This is a genomic window from Nocardia sp. NPDC003345 (assembly GCF_053589395.1).
On sequence record NZ_JBSFRU010000066.1, the window covers coordinates 1 to 22,754 of the forward strand.

The window sequence follows — 22,754 nt, forward strand, 5'->3', positions numbered from 1 at the left end:
GCCGCCGACGACGGCGTCATGCCGCAGACTGTGGAGGCCATCAACCACGCGCAGGCCGCCGATGTGCCGATCGTGGTGGCGGTCAACAAGATCGACAAGGAAGGCGCGAACCCGGAGAAGATCCGGCAGCAGCTGACCGAGTACAACCTCGTGGCCGAGGAGTACGGCGGCGACACCATGTTCGTCGACATCTCCGCCAAACAGGGCACCAATATCGACGCCCTGCTCGAGGCCGTGCTGCTCACCGCCGACGCCGCCCTGGACCTGCGGGCCAACCCGGAGCAGGACGCGCAGGGTGTGGCCATCGAGGCGCATCTGGACCGCGGTCGCGGTCCGGTCGCCACGGTGCTCATCCAGCGCGGCACGCTGCGGGTCGGCGATTCGATCGTGGCGGGCGACGCCTACGGTCGCGTCCGCCGGATGGTCGACGAGCACGGTGCGGATGTCGAGGCGGCGCTGCCGTCGCGTCCGGTACAGGTCATCGGTTTCACCTCGGTGCCCGGCGCCGGCGACAACCTCCTCGTCGTGGACGAGGACCGGATCGCCCGCCAGATCGCCGACCGGCGCAACGCGCGTAAGCGCAACGCCTTGGCCGCGCGCAGCCGCAAGCGGATCAGCCTGGAAGATCTGGATGCCGCGCTGAAGGAGACCAGCGAGCTCAACCTGATCCTCAAGGGCGACAACTCCGGTACCGTCGAGGCGCTGGAAGAGGCCCTGCTGGGAATCCAGGTCGACGACGAGGTGCGCCTGCGGGTCATCGACCGCGGTGTCGGTGGTGTCACCGAGACCAACGTCAACCTGGCCTCGGCCTCGAACGCGATCATCATCGGCTTCAACGTCCGCGCGGAGGGCAAGGCCACCGAGCTGGCCAACCGCGAAGGCGTGGACATCCGGTACTACTCGGTGATCTACCAGGCCATCGACGAGATCGAGAGCGCGCTCAAGGGCATGCTCAAGCCGATCTACGAAGAGGTGGAACTGGGCCGCGCCGAGATCCGGGCGATCTTCCGTTCGTCGAAGATCGGTCTCATCGCCGGTTGCATGGTGACCTCGGGCAGCGTGAAACGCAATGCCAAGGCCCGTCTGCTCCGCGACAACGTGGTGGTCGCCGAATCCACGACGATCAGCTCGCTGCGCCGCGAGAAAGACGACGCCACCGAGGTCCGCGAAGGCTTCGAATGCGGTATGACGCTGACCTATTCCGATATCAAGGAAGGCGACATCATCGAGGCCTACGAGTTGCGCGAGAAGCCGCGCGACTGATCGCGAAGGGCCGGGCGGATCGCCGCCCGGCCTTATCGACGGTTCCGGTACGACAGGCCCGGGTCGCCCGCCGCGGCGGCCCGGCCGGTTCGTGCCGCCGTGCCAACTGGGAGGTTGCGTGTACCTGGGTGCACTCGAATTCGACATCCTGCTGGGTGACGTGCACTCGTTGAAGGAGAAGCGGTCGGTGATCAAGCCGATCCTGGCCGAACTCCAGCGCTTCGGGGTGAGCACCGCCGAGGCGGGTGATCACGACCGCTACCGCCGCACCCTGCTGGGAGTGGCCATGGTGTCGGCCGGGATGGACCATCTGACCACCGTGCTCGATCGATGCGAACGGCACGTCGCCGCGCGTCCGGAGTTACAGTTGCTGGCAGTACGCCGGCGCGTCTTCGGACCCGAGGACTGACCGGCCGCGAGTGATATCAGCGGTGGCCCGGTTCGCACTGCGCATGGATTCCGTGAACCGCCCACCGTCGCTGAACAGGGAAAGGAGCGGCCATGGTGGATCAAGCCAGGGCACGCCGGCTCGCCAAACGAATCTCGGCGATCGTGGCCACCGCGATCGAATACGAGATCAAGGATCCGCGGTTGCGTTTCGTCACCGTCACCGATGCGAAGGTGACCGGCGATCTGCACGACGCGACCATCTTCTACACGGTGATGGGGGAGACCGTCGAGGCCGAACCCGACTACGCCGCCGCGGCCGCCGGGCTGGAGAAGGCCAAGGGGGTACTGCGGTCGAAGGTGGGCGCCGGGACGGGAGTGAAGTTCACCCCGACGCTGTCGTTCATGCTGGATACGGTGCCCGACGCGGCCCGTCAGATGGAGGATCTGCTGGCCCGGGCCCGCGCCGCCGACGACGAGGTCGCCCGGGTGGCCGCCAACGCGACCCCCGCGGGTGAGGCCGATCCGTACAAGACCCGCGACGAAGACGACTGAGCCGCGGCCGCTATGACCACAACCGGTGCCGGGGTGGAGTACACCTCGGCTGTTCGGGCGCTCGATGCTGCCCGTTCGGTGACCATTCTCTGTCATATCCAGCCCGACGCCGACACACTCGGTAGCGGGCTGGCCCTGGCCCGGGTGCTGGACCGGCGCGGTGTCCCGGTGCGGGTGGCGTTCGCCGAACCGGCCGAGTTGTCGGCCGGTCTGCGTACCCTGCCCGGGACCGGGTATCTGGTGCCGCCGGACCGGGTACCGGCCGAGGTCGATCTGCTGGTCACGGTGGACTGCGGTAGTACCGGCCGGCTGGGCCGGCTCGCCGACCGGCTCCCCGGGGCCGCGACGACGCTGGTGATCGACCACCACCGGTCCAATACCCGCTTCGGCGCGATCAACCTGATCGATCCGGACGCGGTCTCGACGGCCAGTGTGATCACCGCGCTGCTGGACGCGTGGCGCGAACCCATCGACGCCGATATCGCGCACTGTCTGTTCGCGGGCCTGGCCACCGACAGCGGATCCTTCCGCTGGGTCACCCCGGGCACGCACGCGCTGGCCGAGCGGCTGCTGGCCACCGGAATCGACGGGGCCGCCATCACCCGCACCCTGATGGACACCCACCCGTTCGCCTGGCTGCGGATGCTCTCGACCGTGCTGGCCTCGGCCCATCTGGATCGCGACGCCCACGACGGCACCGGATTGGTGGCGGCGTTCGTGCTGGCCACCGATCTGGCCGGGGTACGCCAGGAAGAGGCGGAAAGCGTCGTCGATATCGTCCGCGCGACCGCCGAGGCCGGGATCGCGGCGGTGTTCAAGGAGGCCAGGCCCACCGACGAGCGCCGCCGGTGGACGGTATCGCTGCGGTCCAAGGACAGCGGCCCGGGTACCGACGACGGCGCCGATGTCGCGGAGATCGCGACGGGTCTGGGCGGCGGCGGGCATCGTTACGCGGCCGGGTACACCACCTTCGGGGAACCGGAGGAAATCCTGGCGCAGCTGCGGTCGGCCCTCGGATAACGTGCCGGCCGGGTCAGCGGGTACGGCGGTGGTGAGAACGGAGAACACGGGGTGGGCACGGAGGTGACGGCGGCGGCGCCGGCGGTCGAGGCGGGTCCGCGCCGGATACTGGGTATCGCGCTGCCGACCCTCGGCGTCCTGGTCGCCGAACCGATCTATCTGCTGTTCGATCTCGCGGTGGTCGGCCGGCTCGGCGCGCTCGCGCTGGCCGGGTTGGCCGTCGGTGGCCTGATCCTGGCCCAGGTCAGCTCCCAGCTGACCTTCCTCGCGTACGGCACCACCGCCCGATCGGCGCGCCGGCACGGCGCCGGTGACGACGCGGCCGCCGTCGAAGAGGGGGTGCAGGCGAGCTGGCTCGCGGGCGGGATCGGCGTCCTGATCGTCGTGGTCGTGCAGATCGCCGCGGTACCGATCGCCGGTGCGATCGCCGGTGACGCCGAGATCGCCGCCGAGGCCCTGGCCTGGATCCGGATCGCGCTGTTCGGGGTGCCGCTGATCCTGCTGTCGATGGCGGGAAACGGGTGGATGCGCGGTGTCCAGCAGACGCGGCGGCCGCTGGCCTACGTGGTGGTGGGACTGGCGCTGTCGGCGGTGCTGTGCCCGCTGCTGGTACACGGCCTGGCCGGCCTGCCGCGGCTGGGACTACCGGGTTCGGCGGTGGCGAACGTGGTGGGTCAGGCGGTGACCGGGGCGCTGTTCCTGACCGCGCTGGTACGTGCGCGGGTGCCGCTGGCTCCGCGGCTGCCGGTGATGAAGGCGCAGCTGGTGCTCGGCCGCGATCTGATCGTGCGCAGCCTCGCCTTCCAGACCTGTTTCGTCTCGGCCGCGGCGGTGGCCTCGAGGTTCGGTGCACCGTCGGTGGCCGCGCATCAGCTGGTCCTGCAACTGTGGAACTTCCTCGCGCTGACCCTGGACGCCCTGGCCATCGCCGCGCAGACACTGGTGGGCTCCGCGCTCGGCGCCCGGGACGCCCCGGGCGCCAAGGCGGTGGCGCGCCGGGTCACCGGGTGGTCGGAGGTCTTCGCGCTCGGTCTGGCCGCCGTGTTCGCGGCGGGCGCCACGGTGATACCACCGCTGTTCACCCAGGATGCCGCGGTCCTCGACCGGACCGGGGTCGTGTGGTGGTTCTTCGTGGTGATGATCCCGGTGGCCGGGGTGGTGTTCGCCCTGGACGGGGTACTGCTGGGCGCCGGCGACGCGGCCTATCTGCGCACCACCACCCTCGGCGCGGCGCTGCTGGGGTTCCTGCCGGCGATCTGGCTCTCACTCGCCTTCGATTGGGGGATCGGCGGAATCTGGTGCGGGCTGATCGCGTTCATGCTGTTGCGCCTGGCGGCCGTGAGCGGCCGGGCGCTGTCGGGGCGCTGGGTCCGGACCGGGGCCGATATTCCGGCCTGACCGGGCGGATCCGGCGCCGCGCGGTACGTCCACGACGGACTCGGCACACGATATGCGAAGGTGGGTGTGGTGATACCCAAACTGATGGCGGTGAGCGATATCCACGTCGGTCACCAGGGCAACAAACCGGTGGTCGAGGATATCCACCCGGACTCCCCGGAGGACTGGCTGATCGTGGCCGGCGATGTCGCCGAACGCAGCGACGATATCCGGTGGGCCCTGAAGTTGCTGCGTGAGCGCTTCGCGAACGTGATCTGGGTGCCCGGTAACCACGAGCTGTGGACCACGTCCAAGGATCCGGTGCAGATGCACGGCGTCGCGCGCTACGACTATCTGGTGTCGCTGTGCCGTGACCTCGACGTGGTCACTCCGGAGGACCCGTTCCCGGTGTGGACCGGTGCCGGTGCGCAGGCCTACGGCGGCGCGGTGACCCTGGCTCCGCTGTTCCTGCTCTACGACTACACCTTCCGGCCTCCCGAAGCGCGGACCAAGGCCGAGGGCCTGGCCATCGCCCGGGATCGCAATGTCGTGGCCACCGACGAATTCCTGCTGTCCCCGGACCCCTACCTGACCCGCGACGCCTGGTGTGAGGCCCGGCTGCGCTACACCCGCCGCCGGCTCGACAGCCTGCCCGAGCGGACGCCGCTGGTGCTGATCAACCATTTCCCGCTGGTCCGTGAACCCACCGATATGCTCTGGTACCCGGAGTTCGCGCTGTGGTGCGGGACCGAGCACACCGCCGACTGGCATACCCGCTACAACACCGTGTGCGCCGTCTACGGTCATCTGCATATCCCGCGGACCACCTACTACGACGACGTCCGGTTCGAGGAGGTCTCGCTGGGTTATCCGCGTGAATGGCAGAAGCGCGGCAAACCCGACCGGCTGCTGCGCCAGATCCTGCCCGACCCCGAGTACGCGCCCGGCGACCTGAACGAATGGGGCGGGCATTTCCGGGTGACTCCCGAGATGGCGGCGGCCGCCGCCGAGATGCGCGCCAAAGCCGAGCGCCGCCGCGGGATCGGCTGAGGTCGGATGCGCGGGACCCAGTAGGCTCGGCGGCGATGATCGAGACAATCCTGCCCGCCGACGTGGCCTCCTCCGAGTTGCTCGACTACCCGGAGGATCTGAAACCGCACCCAGCGGAGGAACACCTGATCGCGAAATCGGTGGAGAAGCGGCGGCGCGACTTCATCGGTGCCCGGCATTGCGCCCGGCAGGCGCTGGCCCGCCTCGGGGAGCCGGCGGTCGCGATCGGCAAGGGCGAGCGCGGCGCGCCGGTCTGGCCGCGCGGTATCGTCGGCAGCCTCACCCATTGCGACGGCTTCCGCGGCGCCGCGCTGGCGCACCGGCTGCGGTACCGGTCGATCGGGATCGACGCCGAACCGCACGACACGCTGCCGGAGGGTGTACTGGATTCGGTGAGCCTGCCCGCCGAACGGGAGTGGTTGCGCGGCACCGATTCCGGCCTGTATCTGGACCGGTTGCTGTTCTGCGCCAAGGAGGCCACCTACAAGGCGTGGTTCCCGCTGACCGCGCGCTGGCTCGGTTTCGAGGACGCGCATATCACGTTCACCGTCGAGGAGTCCGGGCCCGGAACCGGTTCGGGCACCTTCCGGTCGGAACTGCTGGTACCCGGGCAGACCGACGACGGCGGACTGCCGCTGACCTCCTTCGACGGTCGCTGGCTGATCACCGGCGGGTTCATCCTCACCGCGATCGCGCACGGCTGATGGCCGATATCCTGGGCGGTCTGCTGATCGTCGACAAACCCGGCGGACCGACCAGCCACGATATGGTGTCGCGAGCCCGGAAACTGCTGCGTACCAAGAAGATCGGACACGCCGGAACCCTCGATCCGATGGCGACCGGGGTGCTGGTGCTGGGAGTGGAGCGTGCCACCAAACTGCTGGGGTTGCTGACCCTGACCACCAAGGCCTACACCGCGACCATCCGGCTGGGCCGGTCCACCACCACCGACGACGCCGAGGGGGAGGTGCTGTCCACCGCCGCGGCCGGGCATGTCACCGATGACGCGATCGCCGCCGGAGTCGCCGCGCTGACCGGCGCGATCGAGCAGGTGCCCGCGACCGTGAGCGCCATCAAAGTGGACGGCGAGCGCGCTTATGCCCGGTACCGGGCCGGCGAAGAGGTGCGGCTCGCGGCGCGGCCGGTGACCGTCTCGCGGTTCGATGTCCTGGCCAGGCGAGATCTGCCCGAAGAGGGACTGGTCGACCTGGACGTCGAGGTCGATTGCTCCTCGGGGACCTATATCCGCGCCCTGGCGCGGGATCTGGGCGCGGCGCTCGGGGTGGGCGGGCACCTCACCGCCCTGCGTCGGACCCGGGTGGGCCCCTTCACTCTCGAACACGCGCGCACCCTCGACGAACTCGCCGACGATCCGGCACCGAGCCTGGACATCGACGCCGCGATCCGGTTGTGTTTCGCCGCCCGGAGCATCGATACCGCCGAGACCGGCAAACTCCGGGACGGGCGCTGGCTGGAACCGGCCGGGATACCGGGCGTGTACGCGGCGCTGACCGAGGAGGGGAAGGCCGTCGCCCTGCTCCAGGAGAAGGGCAACCGCGCGGCCCCGGTGCTGGTGGTGCGGCCGCGCGGTCTCATCGACTGAGCCGGTCAGCCGGTGACGGGCTCCTCGGCGAAGCGGGCGCTCAGCCGTTGCACCGCGTCGGTCATATGGTCGCGCAGCAGAGTGTGCGCGCGATGCGGTGCGGCCGCGCCGATCGCCTCGCGCAGGGCGACGTGTTCGTCGGCCTGGACCCGCAGATCCGGGTAGGTGGTCTGCAACGCGCCCAGGCACATCCGGGTCTCGATCAGCAGGGTCCGGGCCGCCCGCACCAGCCGGGCGCTGCCCGCCGAGGCCACCAGGGCCTCATGGAACTTCTGATCGGCGTCGGAGACGCCGACCGCGTTCCCGGCGAGTGCGTGTTCCTGCATCGCCGTGACACCGGGGCCCAGGGCCTCGTAGGCGATTTCGCGCCGGCCGTCGAGGATCAGCGCGAGCGCGCCGCCTTCGATCGCGGTGCGGGCGCGATAGATATCGACCACATCGGCCAGGGTGAGTTCGATGACGAAGATGCCGCGATTGCGGATGCTGTGCAGCAGCCCCTCCGACACCAGCCGCTGCATGGCCTCACGGACCGGGCCACGCGAGACGCCGAACTGCGCCGCCAGATCCGCTTCGCCCAGCTGAGAGCCGGGTTCCAGACCACCGCGCATGATCGCGTCCCGGAGCGAATCCGCGATCATCTCGGCGGTGGAGCGTTGATTGACCGGTTCGAAATCAACTACCGACATGCTGGAACCTTTCCGCGAACAGCGCCCCCAGCGCCGGTACCTCCGCAGTGGTGCCGACCAGCCGCAACCCCTCCCAGATGGTGACCTGGTTGGCGGTGAGCACCGGTTTGCCCAGTGCCGCCTCCAGCCGGGGCAGGACCTCGAGCGTATGCATGGCGGTATCGGGGATCAGCAGCGCCTCGGCAGCGGGATGGTCGTTGGCGATCGCGAGTTCCAGCACCTGCTCGGTGTCCAGGGTGCCGACCTCGGCGGCCGTATCGATACCGGCGCTGCGGAACGCCACCACCGAGATACCGGCGTCGGTGAGGAAATCGGCGAACAGGCGGGCCACATCCTCGGGATAGCTGGCCGCGACGGCCACCCGCCGTACGCCCAGCGCGCGAGCCGCGGCCACGAAGGCGAAACTCGTGCTCGATGCGGGGACTCCGGCGGCCTCGGACAGGCCCCGGACCTGTTCGCGGGCGCCTTCGGGGCCGTAGACGAAACTCCCCGAGGTACAGGCCCACACCACCGCGTCGGGCGATTGCGGGGCCAGTTGCGTGGCGCCCTGGCGCAGCTTCTCCGGACTGCCCAGATCCAGCAACTCCGGCACGGCGTGCAGATCGGTGCCGTAGATATGGGTGACCGGCAGCCGGACGCCGAGCAGCGCCTCCGCCCGCGGGTAGTCGTCCTCGGCCGCGTGGTCGGGGTAGATGAAACCGATGGTCGGTACCGGCATGGGCGCTCCGTTTCCGTGCTGGATGTCGTGGGCGGACTGCATATCTCAGAAAACCTCCAGCAGCCACCGGCCCGGACCCATCATGGGCAGTTTCATCCGCCCCAGGCAGGCCCACATGGTGAGCTGGTTGGCCGTCAGAATCGGTTTGCCCAGCATCTTCTCCAGCGGTTCGATGATGTCGTAGGTGGGCAGGTTGGTACAGCTGACGAAGATCGCCTCGGCGGCGGGGTCGTCGGCGCCCATGATGCGCTCGGCGATGGTGCGGTAGTTGACCTTCCAGATACCGCCGCCCAGGCCCAGATGCTCGGACCGCACCACGGTGCAGCCCGCCTCGTCGAGGAAATCGCGCAGTTTGCCGGTGAGCAGTTCGTCGTAGGGCGTCATCACCGAGATACGCTCGATGTTCAGATGCCGGATCGCCTCGAGCAACGCGCCGGAGGTGGTGATCGCGTTCGCGGCACCGGCCCGGCAGATGGTGTCCCGCAGGGATCGTTCGTATTCGATACCTTTGATGAAACTGCCGGAGTTGCACAGATACGCGACGACCTCGGGTTCCACATGCAGCACATTGCGGGTGGCCGCGGTGAGGTGCGCCGCGTCGGAGACCAGCTCGGCCATGGCCAGCGATACCGGTACGGGCTCATAGGGTGTGCGCGCCAGATGCAGGCTCACCTCGAGCGGTACCCAGCGCCAGAGCTCGCGCTCCAGAGCCAGGTCGAACGGTGCGATGACACCGATGCCCCGTTGGGCTACCGGACCCTCCATATCGGGAAAATCGAACTCCACTGTGGCCCCTCTCGCACTCAGCCGGGAAGACCTCCGAGAACGATCGGATTGTTGACAATCATACGATGTGATCATACTGTGTCAATATGAAATCGGGCCCCATTGTCACCGTGCTGCACAGTGACCAGCTGCCCGATCCGGCGCTCATGTCGCCGGTGAGTGCGCGGGCCACCGTGCGGTATACGGATTCCGCCGGTCTGGCGGCCGCGTTGCCGGGTGCGGACGTGCTGTTCGTCTACGACTTCCAGTCCGAAGCCGTCCCCGGCGCCTGGCCCGCGGCGGACGCGTTGAGCTGGGTGCATATCGGCGCCACCGGAGTGGATTCGGTGATGTTCCCCGAACTGCGCGCCAGCGACGTGACGCTCACCAACACCCGCGGTGTCTTCGATACCGCCATCGCGGAGTACGTCCTCGGCCAGATTCTGGATTTCGCCAAGGATTTCACCGGTTCCACCCGGTTGCAACAGCAGGGGGTCTGGCGGCACCGCGAATCGGAGCGCATCGCCGGCGCCACCGCGTTGATCGTCGGGACCGGATCGATCGGCCGTGCCGTGGCCGGGCTGCTGCGGGCCGTGGGTATGCGGGTGCGCGCGATCGGGCGCCGGCCCCGCACCGGCGATCCGGATTTCGGTACCGTCACCACCGATCTGGAGGCCGAACTCCCCGGCGCCGACTATGTGGTGGCCATCGCCCCGCTCACCGACCGGACTCGGCATATGTTCGACGCCGGGGCATTCGCGGCCATGAAGCCGCACGCCCGGTTCGTCAATGTCGGCCGGGGCGAACTCGTGGTCACCGACGATCTCGTCGCCGCGCTCGAATCCGGTTCGATCGCGGGCGCCGCGCTCGATGTGGTGGATCCGGAACCGCTGCCGCCCGGGCATCCGCTGTGGGCACTGCCGAATGCGCACATCACCCCGCACAATTCGGGCGACTTCGTCGGCTGGCGGTCCGATATCGTCACCACGTTCACCACCAACTTCGACCACTGGCTGGCCGGTCGGCCGCTGGACAACGTCGTCGACAAGACGCTGGGGTACGTGCCCCGCTGAAGGAGGGCCGCAGATGAACCAGCCAGAGACCCCGCAGAGCACCGATCCGGCCGCGATGACCGCGGTCGAACTGGTATCCGCCTACGCCGCCGGGACACTGTCCCCGGTCGAGGCGACCGAAGCGGTGCTCGCGGCCATCACGGCCCGCGACGGCGACGTCAACGCCTTCTGCCTGGTGGACCCCGACCGGGCACTGGTGCAGGCCAAGGACTCCGAAGCGCGCTGGCAGTCCGGACATGTCCGCGGCCTGCTCGACGGTGTGCCCATCTCGATCAAGGACATCTTCCTCACCGAGGGCTGGCCCACCCGGCGCGGTTCGCTCGGTATCGACCCCGACGGCCCGTGGCCCGTGGACAGCCCGGTCGCGGCCCGGGTCCGGGAGGACGGGATGGTGATGGTCGGTAAGACCACCACCCCGGAGATCGCCTGGAAGGCTGTCACCGACAGCCCGCTCACCGGGGTCACGCGCAATCCGGTCGATCCCACTCGCACCGCCGGCGGCTCCTCCGGGGGCAGCGCGGCGGCCGTGGCGGCCGGGATGGGCCCGGTATCGGTCGGCACCGACGGCGGCGGCAGTATCCGGATTCCCGCGTCCTTCTGCGGCATCGTCGGTTTCAAGCCCACGCACGGCCGGATCCCGCTGTACCCGGCCAGCCCGTTCGGGCCGCTGGCGCATGCCGGGCCGATGACGCGAACCGTCGAGGACGCCGCCCTGCTGATGGATATCCTCGCCCTGCCCGACCCCCGGGACCCCACCTCGCTGCCACCCACCCCGACCACCTTCCGGGGTGAGATGCAGCGCGAGGTGCGCGGTGTGACGGCGGCCTATTCCCCGACCCTGGGCTTCGTGACGCCAGACCCCGAGGTCGAGGCCCTGGTGGCCGCGGCGGTCGAGGCCCTGGACGCCGCGGGTCTGCGGATCTCGGCCGCCGATCCGGGGTTCACCGATCCGCGGGAGGCCTTCGACATCCTGTGGGCGGCCGGTGCGGCCGCCATGCTCGCGTCGTTCCCGCCCGGCTCCCGGGAGACGGCCGATCCCGGCCTGCGCCGGGTGTGGGAATACGGCGAAACGGTGAGCGCGACCGAGTACCTCGACGCGCGGGCCGTCGCGGCCCAGGTCGGTATCACCATGGGGACCTTCCACACCGCCTACGACCTGCTGATCACGCCCACGGTCCCGATTCCGGCCTTCGAGGCCGGGCACGACGTCCCGCCCGGTAGCGGGATGAGCGGCTGGCCGGAGTGGACGCCCTACACCTATCCGTTCAATCTGACCCAGCAGCCGGCGCTGAGTATCCCGGCCGGGGTCACGAGCGCGGGGCTGCCGGTGGGGTTGCAGATCATCGGCCCCCGGCATTCCGACGACCTCGTGCTGGCGGTCGGCCGCTTCGCCGAGGCGGTGCTGGCCGCCCGCTGATCGGGGTGCCGGCACGACACGCGGATTTCGGTGGAGGGGTGGCACGGGGTCTGCAAGAGTTGGTGTCATGACCGTGTTCACCAGCGAAGCGCCCGCGTCGTTCGTCTCGTTCGACGGAACCACGATCCGGTACCGGCGGGTCGGGGCGGGTGCTCCGGTGCTCATGGTCCACGGGTCCGGCGGCGGACTGCACTCCTGGGAACCGGTCGCGGAGCGGCTCGCGGAGAAGTTCGAGTTGTGGTTGCCGGCGCGGCGCGGGTACGCGCCCAGCGGGCCGGGACGCTCGCCCAAGCATTTCTCCGACGAGGTACGTGATCTGGTCGCGCTGATCGAGCTGATCGGCCTGCCGGTCCATCTGGTCGGGATGTCCTACGGGGCCACGGTCGCCCTGCACGCGGCCGCGAGCGGGGTGCCGGTCCGGTCGCTGGCACTGTGGGAGCCGCCGCTGTACGCGGCCGGGACCGAGCTCGCGCCGGTACTGAGGCGCTTCGAGGAATTGGCCGGGAACGGAGACCGGGGGCGGGCGACGCGGTTGCTGGCGGAGAAGGTGGCGCGGGTGCCGGCCGCGATGCTGGACGCGGCCGGGGACGCCGGACCGCCCGCGGACGAACCCGACGATTCCTACGGCTGGAGCCGCGACCTCGAATCCATGATCGCCGATACCACCTATCTCGACCGGTGGTCCGCGGTGACGACGCCGACGCTGCTCATGCGCGGCGCCGACACCTGGGAGCCGATGCCGGAGACCGTGGAACGGCTCGCGACGGTGCTGCCGCACGCCACCCTGCGGACCTTCCCCGGCCAGTCGCATTTCGCGCCGTCGCTGATCCCCGCCGAGGTGGCCGCGGTGCTGGCCGGGTTTCTCGGCTGACGGTCCGGATCAGGCGCGGGCGAAGGCCAGGGTCTCTCCGGCGACACCGTGGATCCACAGGGTGTTACAGGCGGTGGCCAGCTCGTCGAGGTTGTCCTCGATGGTGGCGAAGACATTGCCGGGCACCCAGCCCACGTCGCCGTTGAGCAGCAGGTTGTTGCGCCCGTAGAACAGTGCCAGATCGGTGGCGCCCTGCGCGTGGTGCGCGGCCGAACCGGGTTCGTACCCGTAGGCCGGGTTGCCGATCTCCCACGGTTCGAAATCGAACAGGCAGACGTCACCGGGGATCGGGGTGACGGTGGGATTCTCCCGGTGCGGGGCGGCGGTGATCCGCGGCACCAGCGTGTACAGCTCGTTGCGGGCGTATTTGGCGTGGAAGGCGTCGCCCTCCTGCGGTAGGGCGTCCCAGACCGCGGCGCAGGTGCCGGGCGCCTGCTCGTCGAGCAGGCGGGCCCGGCAGGTGATACCGGCCTTGGTGAGGGTGATCGTCATATAGCGGGCCATGTATCCGTCCTGGTGGTCGTGCGGGCGACCGGCGCGGTCCGCCGGTCGCCCGATGGTGGCCGGGTGCCTCGGTACCGGGGTCACTGCCCCAGTTCCGCGAGCACCTCCGACCAGATGGCCAGGGCGTCGGCGACCTGGGTCTCGGAGACGATGAGCGGCGGGATCATCCGCACCGTGTTCATATGCGCGCCGCAGGTCAGCAGCAGCAGGCCCTTGGCGGCCGCGAGTTGCTGGGCCGCGGTGGCGGTCTCGCGGTCGGCCTCGCCGTCGGGGGTGGTGAATTCGGCGCCGACCAGCAGTCCCAGGCCCCGGGTGTCGCCGATGGCCTTGGACTCCGCGGCCCGGACACCGGCCAGCAGCTGCTCACCGCGGACCCGGGCGTTCTCGACCAGCCCCTCGGATTCGATGACGTCCAGTGTGGCGAGCGCGGCAGCGCAGGCCACGGCGTTACCGCCGTAGGTGCCGCCCTGTGAACCGGGCCAGGCGCGGCTCATCAGGTCCTTCGACGCCGCGATACCGGAGATCGGGAAACCGCTGGCCAGCCCCTTGGCCATGGTGATGACATCCGGGCGGACATCGAAGTGCTGGTGGCCGAAGAACTTACCGGTGCGGCCGAATCCGGTCTGGATCTCGTCGAAGATCAGCACTATGCCGTGCCGGTCGGCGCGTTCGCGCAGGCCCTGGAAGAAGGTCGTGTTGCCGGGGACGTAGCCGCCCTCGCCGAGCAGCGGCTCGACGATGAAGGCGGCGGTTTCGGCGGGGGAGGTGATGGTGGCGAAGATGTAGTCGAGTTCGCGCAGCGCGAAGGAGGTCGCCTCGGCCTCGGTCCAGCCGTAGCGGTAGGCCGTCGGGAACGGTGCCACGTGCACGCCGCCCATCAGCGGGCTGAACCCGGCCGAGAAACGGGTGCCGGAGGTGGTCATGGTGGCGGCGGCGACGGTGCGGCCGTGGAACCCGCCGTGGAAGACGATCACATTGGGGCGCCCGGTGGCCTGGCGGGCCAGGCGCAGCGACGCCTCCACGGCCTCGCTGCCGGAATTGGCGTAGAACACCGAATCCAGCCCTTCGGGCAAGACGGTGCCGAGCCGTTCGGTCAGCTCCAGCATCGGCTTGTGCATCACCGTCGTGTACTGGCCGTGGATCAACTTCGCGACCTGCGCCTGGGCTGCTTCGACCACGCGTGGATGGCAGTGGCCGGTGCTGGTCACGCCGATACCGGCGGTGAAGTCGAGGTACCGGCGGCCGTCGACGTCGTAGAGATAGCAGCCGGAGCCGTGATCCACGGTGACCGGGGTGGCCTGCTTCAGGAGCGGGGAAAGTTCGGCCATGGGGTGCGCCTCCCGGGACGGTCGGTGCGGCGATGCGGACCGACGAGTATGCGGAATCGAGAGCAATCAAATTGTCGGATTGTTGACAATATGGATAGCACGTCGGCCGGGGTCCGGGCAATGCCCACACCGCTACTCCGGCGCGTCCGGCGAGGAATCGCCGCGCGCCGCCGCGCTCAGTAACGCAGCCAGATGGCCTCGGCGGCGATACTGCCCAGATCCGTCAAGGCGTCGTCACGGCCGATCCGGACCGCGATGGTGCCCGCGAAATCGCGACGCTCGACCACCACGATCTGGGTGTCCAGGGCGATTCCCACCGAATCGAAATACCGCAGCATCTCCGGGTCGGAATCGGAGATCCGGGCCACCCGGCCGACGTCACCGGCATCGAACTCGATCAGCCGGCGCGCCTCCGGGGTGGGCACCGCGCCGTCCACCGAGGGGATCGGATCCCCGTGTGGATCCCGGTCCGGGAAACCGAGTTTCGCGTCGATCCGCGCCATCAGCAGGTCGGATACCGCGTGTTCGAGGATCTCCGCCTCGTCGTGCACCTCGTCCCAGCCGTAACCCAGCTCGCTCACCAGGAAGGTCTCGATCAAACGGTGCCGGCGCACCATCGCGATCGCGGCGCGGCGGCCCTCCTCGGTGAGGGTGATCGAGCCGTAGCGGGCGTGTTCCACCAGGCCCTGGTCCGAGAGCTTGCGTACCGCTTCCGACACGGTCGAGGCCGACACGCCGATCCGCTCGGCCAGCAGTTTGGTGCTCACCCGCTCCTGCGACCACTCCTGCGCGGTCCAGATGACCTTCAGATAGTCCTGGGCCACCGATGACAGGCCCGGAGCGGCGGATTCCCCGGGGTCGGCGAGTTCCCGTCGGGTGGTGACATCTCGTTTTCCGGGCACATCCACGAGCTTAGGCATTCGCGCCGCGATCTACATCTCGCGCCACCGCGGGGAAACCCGGTGTTCGCCGGCCGGTCGCGCACCGGCTCACCGATCCCACCCGAATACGGTGCGGGCGCTTGTTTGCGTAGGCTTGTCGTCTGTGCAGAGGTGGCGAAGTCTCGACGACGTACCCGCGGACTGGGGGCGGTGCGTTCTCACGATCGGCGTGTTCGACGGTGTTCATCGCGGGCACGCGCAATTGATCAGCCGGGCGGTGAAGTCGGCTGCCGCGCGTGACGTCCCGGCCGTGCTGATGACCTTCGATCCGCATCCGATGGAGGTGATCCGGCCCGGTTCGCATCCCGCGCAGCTCACCACGCTCACGCGGCGCGCCGAACTGGCCGAGGAACTGGGCGTCGACGTCTTCTGCGTGATGCCGTTCACCCACGATTTCATGAAACTGACCCCGTCGGAGTACGTGCACAACCTGCTCGTGGAGCGGCTGCACGTCTCCGAGGTCGTGGTCGGCGACAATTTCACCTTCGGTAAGAAGGCCGCGGGCACGGTGACCACCATGCGCGAGCTCGGCGGCCGGTTCGGCTTCGAGGTCGACGCGGTGACCCTGCTGGGCGAACACGCGGTCACCTTCTCCTCCACCTATATCCGGGCCTGCGTCGATGCCGGCGATATGGCCGCCGCCGCGGACGCGCTGGGCCGGCCGCACCGGGTGGAGGGCGTCGTGGTGCACGGCGACGGCCGCGGTAAGGCCCTGGGTTTCCCCACCGCCAATGTCGCGCCGCCGATGCACGCGGCGATTCCCGCGGACGGGGTCTACGCGGGCTGGTTCACCGTTCTCGGGCCCGGGCCGACCATCGGCACCGTGACCCCGGGTGAGCCGGCCATGGCCGCGATCTCGGTCGGCACCAACCCCACCTTCTCGGGCCGGGCCCGCACGGTGGAGGCCTACGTCCTGGACCGGGAGGCCGATCTGTACGGCCAGCACGTTGCCGTGGATTTCGTGGATCACCTGCGCGGAATGCAGAAATTCGATTCCATCGACGATCTGGTCGGTGCCATGGGCCGCGATGTGGACGCCGCCCGGAAGGTCCTCGACACCGGGCGTTAGTCGCCCCGCCGGAGCGGGCAGCGGCGGATCGGGTATGGTTTCTCCTCGGGTCTGCTGCGGTCCGCGGCGGCGCCCATCCCGGGATCACCCGGTGCGACGATCGGATCTCCCCGCTTTCCGGCGAATTTCCGGCGTCCCCGGCCGCCCGGGCACCTTACGCGCGGAACTGAGAAACAGGAGTGGATGCCCCATGGCGCTGACCACCGATCAGAAGAAGACGATCCTGGCCGAATACGGTCTGCACGAGACCGACACCGGTTCGCCGGAGGCGCAGATCGCGCTGCTGACCAAGCGGATCTCCGATATCACCGAGCATCTGAAGCAGCACAAGCACGATCACCACACCCGTCACGGCCTGATGGCGCTGATCGGCCGCCGCAAGCGGCTGTCGAAGTACCTCGCGGCCAAGGACATCAACCGCTACCGCAGCCTGATCGAACGCCTGGGCCTGCGGCGCTGACATCGTGAACACGCCCGGTTCCGTGAGCCGGGCGGCAGGCATGCCGGCGGGGCGCATACAATCGCCTCGTCGGCATTTTCGTGCACGGGGGAGACCGGTGCACGAGGATCGACACAACAGCCGTAACCACCCGCGCTCGTGGCGTCGGTCTTCGGTAGTGGCTTTTCGGCCCGGACGACACCGCCGGAGAGCTTCGATCGATGACCGCCTCCGCGTCGTCGCCGGATCCAAGGGGATTCCGGCCGGGTGTACGCGCCGCAGCTCGAATACGGACACCGCTGACCCACGCCGGTCACCGCGGTTCCGCCCTCGCGCCGCGTCCATACCTGGTACGGCTGACACAGCCGGATCGCGCCCACGTCGCGCCGGTCCGGCGAGACGAGAGGTTGAGAACAGAGAATGACAGAAACCACCGAACGCTCGAAGAGCTCGGCCATCGAGGTCGAACCGGGTGTTTTCGAATCCGTCGCGCTGATCGACAACGGCGTTTTCGGCACCCGCACCATCCGTTTCGAAACGGGCCGGCTCGCGAAACAGGCCGCGGGCTCGGTCGTCGCCTACCTGGACGACGAGACCATGCTGCTGTCGGCGACCACCGCCGGTAAGCACCCGAAGGACCAGTTCGACTTCTTCCCGCTCACCGTGGACGTGGAAGAGCGCATGTACGCCGCGGGCCGGATCCCGGGCTCCTTCTTCCGCCGTGAGGGCCGCCCCTCCACCGACGCCATCCTGACCTGCCGCCTGATCGACCGGCCGCTGCGTCCCTCGTTCGTCGACGGGCTGCGCAACGAGATCCAGGTCGTGGTGACGGTGCTGAGCCTGGATCCCAAGGATCTCTACGACGTGGTCGCGATCAACGCGGCCTCGGCCTCCACCCAGTTCGCGGGCCTGCCGTTCTCCGGCCCCGTCGGCGGTGTGCGGGTCGCGCTGATCAACGATCCGGCGGTGGGCACCCCCTCGGGTGGCCAGTGGGTCGCCTTCCCGACCAACGATCAGCTGGAGAAGGCCGTCTTCGATATGGTCGTCGCCGGCCGGGTCACCGACAGCGGTGATGTCGCGATCATGATGGTCGAGGCCGAGGCCACCGAGAATGTGCTCGCGCACCTCGACGCCGGTGCGCAGGCGCCGACCGAGGCGGTCGTCGCGGAAGGCCTCGAGGCCGCCAAGCCGTTCATCGCCCGCCTCTGCCGCGCGCAGCAGGATCTGGCCGAACTGGCCGCCAAACCCACCGAGGACTTCCCCCTCTTCCCGCCGTACGCCGACGACACCTACGCCGCCGTCGAGGAGGCCGCCAAGGCCCCGTTGTCGGAGGCGCTGAGCATCGCCGGTAAGCAGGAGCGCGAGGAGAAGATCGACGAGATCAAGCTCGACGTGCTGTCGAAGCTGGGCGCGTCGTTCGAGGGCCGCGAGAAGGAACTCGGCGCGGCGTTCCGTTCGGTCACCAAGAAGCTGGTCCGCCAGCGCATCCTCACCGACGGATTCCGTATCGACGGCCGCGGCCTGGCCGATATCCGGGCCCTGTCCGCCGAGGTCGCCGTGGTGCCGCGGGCGCACGGTTCGGCGATCTTCGAGCGTGGCGAAACCCAGATCATGGGCGTGACCACCCTCGATATGGTCAAGATGGCGCAGCAGGTCGACTCGCTCGGCCCGGAAACCTCCAAGCGCTATATGCACCACTACAACTTCCCGCCGTACTCGACCGGTGAGACCGGCCGCGTGGGCTCGCCCAAGCGCCGCGAGATCGGCCACGGCGCGCTGGCCGAGCGGGCGCTGGTTCCGGTGCTGCCGAGCCAGGAGGAGTTCCCCTACGCGATCCGCCAGGTCTCCGAGGCGCTGAGCTCGAACGGCTCCACCTCCATGGGGTCGGTCTGCGCGTCCACCCTGTCGCTGCTCAACGCCGGTGTGCCGCTGAAGGCGCCGGTCGCGGGTATCGCGATGGGCCTGGTGTCGGACACCGTCACCAACGAGTCGGGCGCCGAAGAGGTCCGCTACGTGGCGCTGACCGATATCCTCGGCGCCGAGGACGCGTTCGGCGATATGGACTTCAAGGTCGCCGGCACCCGTGAGTTCGTCACCGCGCTGCAGCTGGACACCAAGCTCGACGGGATCCCGTCGCAGGTGCTGGCGGGTGCGCTCTCCCAGGCCCACGACGCCCGGACCACCATCCTGGACGTGATGGCCGAGGCCATCGCCAGCCCGGACGAGATGAGCCCGTACGCGCCGCGGGTCACCGCGATCAAGATCCCGGTCGACAAGATCGGCGAGGTGATCGGGCCCAAGGGCAAGGTCATCAACCAGATCACCGAGGACACCGGCGCCAACATCTCCATCGAGGACGACGGCACCGTGTTCGTCGGGGCCACCGACGGACCGTCCGCGCAGGCCGCGATCGACGCGATCAACGCCATCGCCAACCCGCAGCTGCCCAAGGTGGGCGAGCGTTTCCTGGGCACCGTGGTCAAGACCACCGCCTTCGGCGCGTTCGTCTCGCTGCTGCCGGGCCGCGACGGCCTGGTCCACATCTCCAAGCTCGGCAACGGCAAGCGCGTCGCCAAGGTGGAGGACGTGGTGAACGTCGGCGACAAACTGCGGGTCGAGATCGCCGATATCGACAACCGCGGCAAGATCTCGCTGGTTCCGGTCGACGAGAGCGCCGAGGAGAAGACCGACGACGCTCCCGCCGCTGCGGACGCCGCGGCGACCGAGTAGTACTGGTCTGTGTGACGGAGCAGAAAACGACGGCCCCCCTGCGCCCGAGCGGCCAGGGGGGTTCGTCATCGCAGTGGCGGATCGGCGAAACGGTCGATATCGACAACGGGGTGCGGCGCACCGTCCTGCCCGGCGGTCTGCGCGTGGTGACCGAACAGGTCCCGGGGGTGCGGTCGGCATCCGTCGGGGTGTGGGTCGGGGTCGGGTCCCGGGACGAGGGACCGACCGTGGCCGGTGCCGCGCATTTCCTGGAGCATCTGCTGTTCAAGGCCACGCCCACCCGGTCGGCGCTGGATATCGCCGAGGCCATGGACGCCGTCGGCGGTGAACTCAACGCGTTCACCGCCAAGGAGCAGACCTGCTATTACGCGCATGTCGTGGACGAGGATCTGCCGCTGGCGGTGGATCTGGTCACCGATGTGGTGCTCAACGGGCTGTGCCGCGCGGTGGACGTCGATGTCGAGCGCCAGGTGGTGCTCGAGGAGATCGCGATGCGCGACGACGATCCGGAGGATCTGGTCGGCGACGCGTTCCTCACCGCCCTGTTCGGTGACCATCCCATCGGCCGGCCCATCATCGGTTCCGTCGAATCCATCGAGGGGATGCGCGCGGGGCAGTTGCGGTCGTTCCATCAGCGCCGCTATACCCCAGACCGGATGGTGGTGGCGGTCGCCGGGAACATCGAGCACGAGCACACCGTGGAATTGGTGCTCCGGGCGGTTTCCGACCGGCTCGACCCCGCCGCGCTGCCGGCGCCGCGCCGGGAGGGCCGCTTCCGGACCCGCAGCGCCCCGGAGCTGAGCTGGAGCCACCGCGACAGCGAACAGGCGCATCTGGTCTTCGGGGTCCGTGCCTACGGCCGGCACGAGGGGCAGATGCGCTGGCCGCTGTCGGTGCTGAACACCGTGATCGGCGGTGGGCTGAGTTCGCGGCTGTTCCAGCGGATCCGGGAGGAACGCGGTCTGGCCTATTCGGTGTATTCGAGTGTGGACACCTTCGCCGATACCGGTGCGTTCTCGGTGTATCTCGGCTGCCAGCCGGAGAACCTGAACGAGGTGACCGCGCTGGCCCGGGGCGTGCTGGAAGAAGTCGCCGCCGACGGCATCACCGACGCCGAATGTGCCCGCGCGAAGGGGTCGCTACGTGGCGGTCTCGTGCTGGGGCTGGAGGATTCGGCGTCCCGGATGAACCGGATCGGCCGCAGCGAACTCAGCTACGGTAACCACCGCTCGGTCTCGGAGACGCTGGCCCGGATCGACGCCGTCACCTCCGACGAGGTCGATGCGGTCGCGCGTTCGCTGCTCGCCCGCCCGTTCGCCGCCTCGGTCGCCGGACCGTATCGCCGTTCGCGGGATCTGCCCCCGCAGGTGGGCAGGCTCACCGGCGGCTGAGCCGAGACGGCGATACAGCTTTCGCGAATACCCGGGGGAGGACAGCGATGGATCGGGCGGCGGTAGCGCTGGCGTGTTCGGTGACGGAACTGGATCGAGGTCGGGCCGACCGCGCCCAGCGGGCCGTGCGCGCGGCGCTCGATTCGGCACCGGGGCACGCCCCGCTGCTGACCCGGGCAGCGGAGCTCGAACTCCTGCTCGGCGACCACGCCGCGGCGGAGAAAACGGTGGTGGCGGCGATTCGCGCCGATTCCCGGTCGCCGGAGGCGTGGATCGTGCGGGCCCTGCTGTGCGATGCCCTGGGCAGGCCCGAATCGGCCGTCCACTACGCCTCGTACGCGGCCGAGCTGGCGCCGTTCGATCCGGCGGCCCAGCTGGTGCTCGCCCTGGTGGTCGAACGGAATCCGAAACGCAGCCGGGCGATGCGGGCCAGGGCGCTGCGTTCACTGGCTCTCGCCCACAACTACGCGGCGCCCGATTCGTATCTGCGTGAATCCGGTGCGCAGACGGTCCTGGCCTCGTTCTCGGGGGACGGGCCGGACCTCCCGCCCCTGCGGACGATCCGTGCGTGGGTCGGTGCCGAACCCGAGGGGCCGGCGGCGCTGCGGTCGACGGCGGAATACGTGTGGCGGGCTCTGCTGACGACGGTGGGGTGGTTCTGGTTCTGGGCGGCGCTGGTCCTGCTGACGTCGCTGTTCACCGGCTCCGCGACCGTGCGGGTCGTCGGCGCGGTGACGCTGGGCGCGCTGACCACGGGCTGTGTGCAGTGGTTGCGCAGGGTCGGACGCCGGGTGCCCGAGGGAGAATTGCGGCAGCGGGTGCGGGCGCCTGCGGCGGTGCTCGCGTTCCTGGTGCTGCTGGGCGGGATCGCCCTAGGGTTCGCCGGTCAGGCGCTGATCACCGTCGATCGCGGCGCCACCGCGACTACCGCGGGATACCTCGTGGTCGTGACCGCCGCAGCGGCAGCCGGACTCGCTCATGTTCTGGTGTTCGTCGCATGGGTGCGTCGGGATACCGGGGAACGAACCGCGCAATGGGACTATGCGCTGACCCGCCTGCCGGTGGCCGCGGTGGCCGCGATCACGGCGGGCGGACTGCTCGCCGCCGTATACCCGTGGCTGTCTCGGCCCGACGCGGTCTGGGCTCTCGGGTTGCTGGCCGGAGTCGTCTTCATCGCGTTGTGCGTCGAAGCGGCGACGGCCTTCGCCGCCGACGCCGATCGGATCCTGCGCCTGGTGGCCGTCCCGATCCTGCTGCTGCCGGCCGCGGGGTGTGCGGTACTGATGGATCGGGTGGTGCGGTATCTCACGGGCTGACCGCCGCCACGGCGCGATGCTCCGAACTCGCCGCCCTCGGCCCCGGCGAGGAACGCATCCCACTGCAAAGTCCTGTACGTGACCCTCATCAGCTGTCGCACCCCGCCGGTGGTGACCAGCCGCTACTGCCGACCCCCACCGGCCGGCAGGGCCGTGCCGGATTGATCCCGTACGGACAGGACGACACGGCGAAGGATCCCGATCCGGATCTCCACGGTGTGGTCCGATGGTGGCTGCTCCACAGCTACGGG

Annotated in this window: 22 protein-coding genes; 16 read left to right on the plus strand and 6 right to left on the minus strand. The window is 69.4% G+C overall.

What is annotated here, in order from left to right; genetic code table 11:
* The 8 genes from infB to truB form a co-directional block, all read left to right on the plus strand.
* Nucleotides 1–1,263 (plus strand): translation initiation factor IF-2 (gene infB / locus ACWDU1_RS10620; RefSeq protein ID WP_449997476.1); only part of this gene is annotated, 1,263 nt, incomplete at its 5' end.
* Nucleotides 1,264–1,381: 118 nt separating this feature from the next.
* Complete coding sequence (locus ACWDU1_RS10625) at nt 1,382–1,672, plus strand: DUF503 domain-containing protein (protein ID WP_449997478.1); 291 nt, start codon at nt 1,382–1,384, stop codon at nt 1,670–1,672.
* Nucleotides 1,673–1,764: 92 nt separating this feature from the next.
* A complete protein-coding gene (gene rbfA, locus ACWDU1_RS10630) occupies nt 1,765–2,205 on the plus strand; it encodes a 30S ribosome-binding factor RbfA (protein ID WP_449997479.1) in 441 nt (146 codons plus the stop codon).
* A 12-nt stretch (nt 2,206–2,217) separates the two neighbouring features.
* Complete coding sequence (locus ACWDU1_RS10635; RefSeq protein ID WP_449997481.1) at nt 2,218–3,225, plus strand: DHH family phosphoesterase; 1,008 nt, start codon at nt 2,218–2,220, stop codon at nt 3,223–3,225.
* Nucleotides 3,226–3,276: 51 nt separating this feature from the next.
* Nucleotides 3,277–4,623 (plus strand): MATE family efflux transporter, encoded by a 1,347-nt coding sequence (locus tag ACWDU1_RS10640; RefSeq protein WP_449997482.1) that lies wholly within the window; start codon nt 3,277–3,279, stop codon nt 4,621–4,623.
* A 69-nt stretch (nt 4,624–4,692) separates the two neighbouring features.
* Nucleotides 4,693–5,652, plus strand: coding sequence for a metallophosphoesterase family protein (locus tag ACWDU1_RS10645; RefSeq protein ID WP_449997484.1), 960 nt, complete (start codon nt 4,693–4,695; stop codon nt 5,650–5,652).
* 35 nt (nt 5,653–5,687) lie between these two features.
* On the plus strand, nt 5,688–6,356 hold the full coding sequence (npt, locus tag ACWDU1_RS10650) for a 4'-phosphopantetheinyl transferase Npt (protein WP_449997486.1): 669 nt from the start codon (nt 5,688–5,690) through the stop codon (nt 6,354–6,356).
* The gene (gene truB, locus ACWDU1_RS10655) at nt 6,356–7,255 is read left to right on the plus strand and encodes a tRNA pseudouridine(55) synthase TruB (RefSeq protein WP_449997488.1); all 900 of its coding nucleotides are present in this window, start codon (nt 6,356–6,358) and stop codon (nt 7,253–7,255) included. Before npt ends, truB begins: the two co-directional genes overlap by 1 nt.
* A 5-nt stretch (nt 7,256–7,260) precedes the next feature.
* On the opposite strand, the gene ACWDU1_RS10660 is transcribed toward truB, so the two are convergent.
* From ACWDU1_RS10660 to ACWDU1_RS10670, 3 genes are read right to left on the minus strand one after another with little or no spacing between them, the layout of a single operon-like run.
* Nucleotides 7,261–7,941, minus strand: coding sequence for a GntR family transcriptional regulator (locus ACWDU1_RS10660; protein WP_449997489.1), 681 nt, complete (start codon nt 7,939–7,941; stop codon nt 7,261–7,263).
* Nucleotides 7,928–8,659 (minus strand): maleate cis-trans isomerase family protein, encoded by a 732-nt coding sequence (locus ACWDU1_RS10665; RefSeq protein ID WP_449997490.1) that lies wholly within the window; start codon nt 8,657–8,659, stop codon nt 7,928–7,930. The genes ACWDU1_RS10660 and ACWDU1_RS10665 overlap by 14 nt, the downstream gene beginning before the upstream one ends.
* A gap of 45 nt (nt 8,660–8,704) precedes the next feature.
* Nucleotides 8,705–9,424, minus strand: coding sequence for a maleate cis-trans isomerase family protein (locus ACWDU1_RS10670; RefSeq protein WP_449997507.1), 720 nt, complete (start codon nt 9,422–9,424; stop codon nt 8,705–8,707).
* A 107-nt stretch (nt 9,425–9,531) separates the two neighbouring features.
* On the opposite strand from ACWDU1_RS10670, the gene ACWDU1_RS10675 reads away from it, so the two are divergent.
* The 3 genes from ACWDU1_RS10675 to ACWDU1_RS10685 all read left to right on the plus strand — a co-directional run bounded on the left by ACWDU1_RS10675 (nt 9,532) and on the right by ACWDU1_RS10685 (nt 12,785).
* A complete protein-coding gene (locus ACWDU1_RS10675) occupies nt 9,532–10,497 on the plus strand; it encodes a D-2-hydroxyacid dehydrogenase (RefSeq protein ID WP_449997492.1) in 966 nt (321 codons plus the stop codon).
* Between the two features lie 13 nt (nt 10,498–10,510).
* The gene (locus ACWDU1_RS10680) at nt 10,511–11,914 is read left to right on the plus strand and encodes an amidase (RefSeq protein ID WP_449997494.1); all 1,404 of its coding nucleotides are present in this window, start codon (nt 10,511–10,513) and stop codon (nt 11,912–11,914) included.
* Nucleotides 11,915–11,981: 67 nt separating this feature from the next.
* Nucleotides 11,982–12,785, plus strand: coding sequence for an alpha/beta fold hydrolase (locus ACWDU1_RS10685; RefSeq protein WP_449997495.1), 804 nt, complete (start codon nt 11,982–11,984; stop codon nt 12,783–12,785).
* 9 nt (nt 12,786–12,794) lie between these two features.
* On the opposite strand, the gene ACWDU1_RS10690 is transcribed toward ACWDU1_RS10685, so the two are convergent.
* From ACWDU1_RS10690 to ACWDU1_RS10700, 3 genes are all read right to left on the minus strand, one after another.
* Nucleotides 12,795–13,289, minus strand: coding sequence for a DUF3830 family protein (locus ACWDU1_RS10690; RefSeq protein ID WP_449997497.1), 495 nt, complete (start codon nt 13,287–13,289; stop codon nt 12,795–12,797).
* Nucleotides 13,290–13,369: 80 nt separating this feature from the next.
* Nucleotides 13,370–14,617, minus strand: a complete 1,248-nt coding sequence (locus tag ACWDU1_RS10695) for an aspartate aminotransferase family protein (RefSeq protein WP_449997498.1) — start codon at nt 14,615–14,617, stop codon at nt 13,370–13,372.
* 176 nt (nt 14,618–14,793) lie between these two features.
* Nucleotides 14,794–15,537: a metal-dependent transcriptional regulator gene (locus tag ACWDU1_RS10700; protein ID WP_449997500.1), complete on the minus strand. Its 744-nt coding sequence runs from the start codon at nt 15,535–15,537 to the stop codon at nt 14,794–14,796.
* Between the two features lie 124 nt (nt 15,538–15,661).
* Here ACWDU1_RS10700 and ACWDU1_RS10705 point away from each other — a divergent pair, with 124 nt between their 5' ends.
* The 5 genes from ACWDU1_RS10705 to ACWDU1_RS10725 all read left to right on the plus strand — a co-directional run bounded on the left by ACWDU1_RS10705 (nt 15,662) and on the right by ACWDU1_RS10725 (nt 22,503).
* Nucleotides 15,662–16,627, plus strand: coding sequence for a bifunctional riboflavin kinase/FAD synthetase (locus ACWDU1_RS10705; RefSeq protein WP_449997501.1), 966 nt, complete (start codon nt 15,662–15,664; stop codon nt 16,625–16,627).
* A gap of 190 nt (nt 16,628–16,817) precedes the next feature.
* Nucleotides 16,818–17,087, plus strand: coding sequence for a 30S ribosomal protein S15 (rpsO, locus tag ACWDU1_RS10710; RefSeq protein WP_449997502.1), 270 nt, complete (start codon nt 16,818–16,820; stop codon nt 17,085–17,087).
* A gap of 399 nt (nt 17,088–17,486) precedes the next feature.
* Nucleotides 17,487–19,796: a polyribonucleotide nucleotidyltransferase gene (locus ACWDU1_RS10715; protein WP_449997503.1), complete on the plus strand. Its 2,310-nt coding sequence runs from the start codon at nt 17,487–17,489 to the stop codon at nt 19,794–19,796.
* A gap of 80 nt (nt 19,797–19,876) precedes the next feature.
* Nucleotides 19,877–21,187: a M16 family metallopeptidase gene (locus ACWDU1_RS10720; RefSeq protein ID WP_449997509.1), complete on the plus strand. Its 1,311-nt coding sequence runs from the start codon at nt 19,877–19,879 to the stop codon at nt 21,185–21,187.
* Between the two features lie 47 nt (nt 21,188–21,234).
* Nucleotides 21,235–22,503 (plus strand): tetratricopeptide repeat protein, encoded by a 1,269-nt coding sequence (locus ACWDU1_RS10725; protein ID WP_449997505.1) that lies wholly within the window; start codon nt 21,235–21,237, stop codon nt 22,501–22,503.
* Nucleotides 22,504–22,754 lie beyond the last annotated feature (251 nt).

Bases quoted from the DNA above. Each gene is read 5' to 3' on its own strand.
- ACWDU1_RS10670 (WP_449997507.1), bottom strand. From the start codon at position 9,424: ATGGAGGGTCCGGTAGCCCAACGGGGCATCGGTGTCATCGCACCGTTC.
- ACWDU1_RS10725 (WP_449997505.1), top strand. From the start codon at position 21,235: ATGGATCGGGCGGCGGTAGCGCTGGCGTGTTCGGTGACGGAACTGGAT.
- ACWDU1_RS10675 (WP_449997492.1), top strand. From the start codon at position 9,532: ATGAAATCGGGCCCCATTGTCACCGTGCTGCACAGTGACCAGCTGCCC.
- rpsO (WP_449997502.1), top strand. From the start codon at position 16,818: ATGGCGCTGACCACCGATCAGAAGAAGACGATCCTGGCCGAATACGGT.
- ACWDU1_RS10635 (WP_449997481.1), top strand. From the start codon at position 2,218: ATGACCACAACCGGTGCCGGGGTGGAGTACACCTCGGCTGTTCGGGCG.
- ACWDU1_RS10695 (WP_449997498.1), bottom strand. From the start codon at position 14,617: ATGGCCGAACTTTCCCCGCTCCTGAAGCAGGCCACCCCGGTCACCGTG.
- ACWDU1_RS10700 (WP_449997500.1), bottom strand. From the start codon at position 15,537: ATGCCTAAGCTCGTGGATGTGCCCGGAAAACGAGATGTCACCACCCGA.
- truB (WP_449997488.1), top strand. From the start codon at position 6,356: ATGGCCGATATCCTGGGCGGTCTGCTGATCGTCGACAAACCCGGCGGA.
- ACWDU1_RS10680 (WP_449997494.1), top strand. From the start codon at position 10,511: ATGAACCAGCCAGAGACCCCGCAGAGCACCGATCCGGCCGCGATGACC.
- rbfA (WP_449997479.1), top strand. From the start codon at position 1,765: ATGGTGGATCAAGCCAGGGCACGCCGGCTCGCCAAACGAATCTCGGCG.
- ACWDU1_RS10715 (WP_449997503.1), top strand. From the start codon at position 17,487: ATGACAGAAACCACCGAACGCTCGAAGAGCTCGGCCATCGAGGTCGAA.
- npt (WP_449997486.1), top strand. From the start codon at position 5,688: ATGATCGAGACAATCCTGCCCGCCGACGTGGCCTCCTCCGAGTTGCTC.
- ACWDU1_RS10660 (WP_449997489.1), bottom strand. From the start codon at position 7,941: ATGTCGGTAGTTGATTTCGAACCGGTCAATCAACGCTCCACCGCCGAG.
- ACWDU1_RS10685 (WP_449997495.1), top strand. From the start codon at position 11,982: ATGACCGTGTTCACCAGCGAAGCGCCCGCGTCGTTCGTCTCGTTCGAC.
- ACWDU1_RS10690 (WP_449997497.1), bottom strand. From the start codon at position 13,289: ATGGCCCGCTATATGACGATCACCCTCACCAAGGCCGGTATCACCTGC.
- ACWDU1_RS10665 (WP_449997490.1), bottom strand. From the start codon at position 8,659: ATGCCGGTACCGACCATCGGTTTCATCTACCCCGACCACGCGGCCGAG.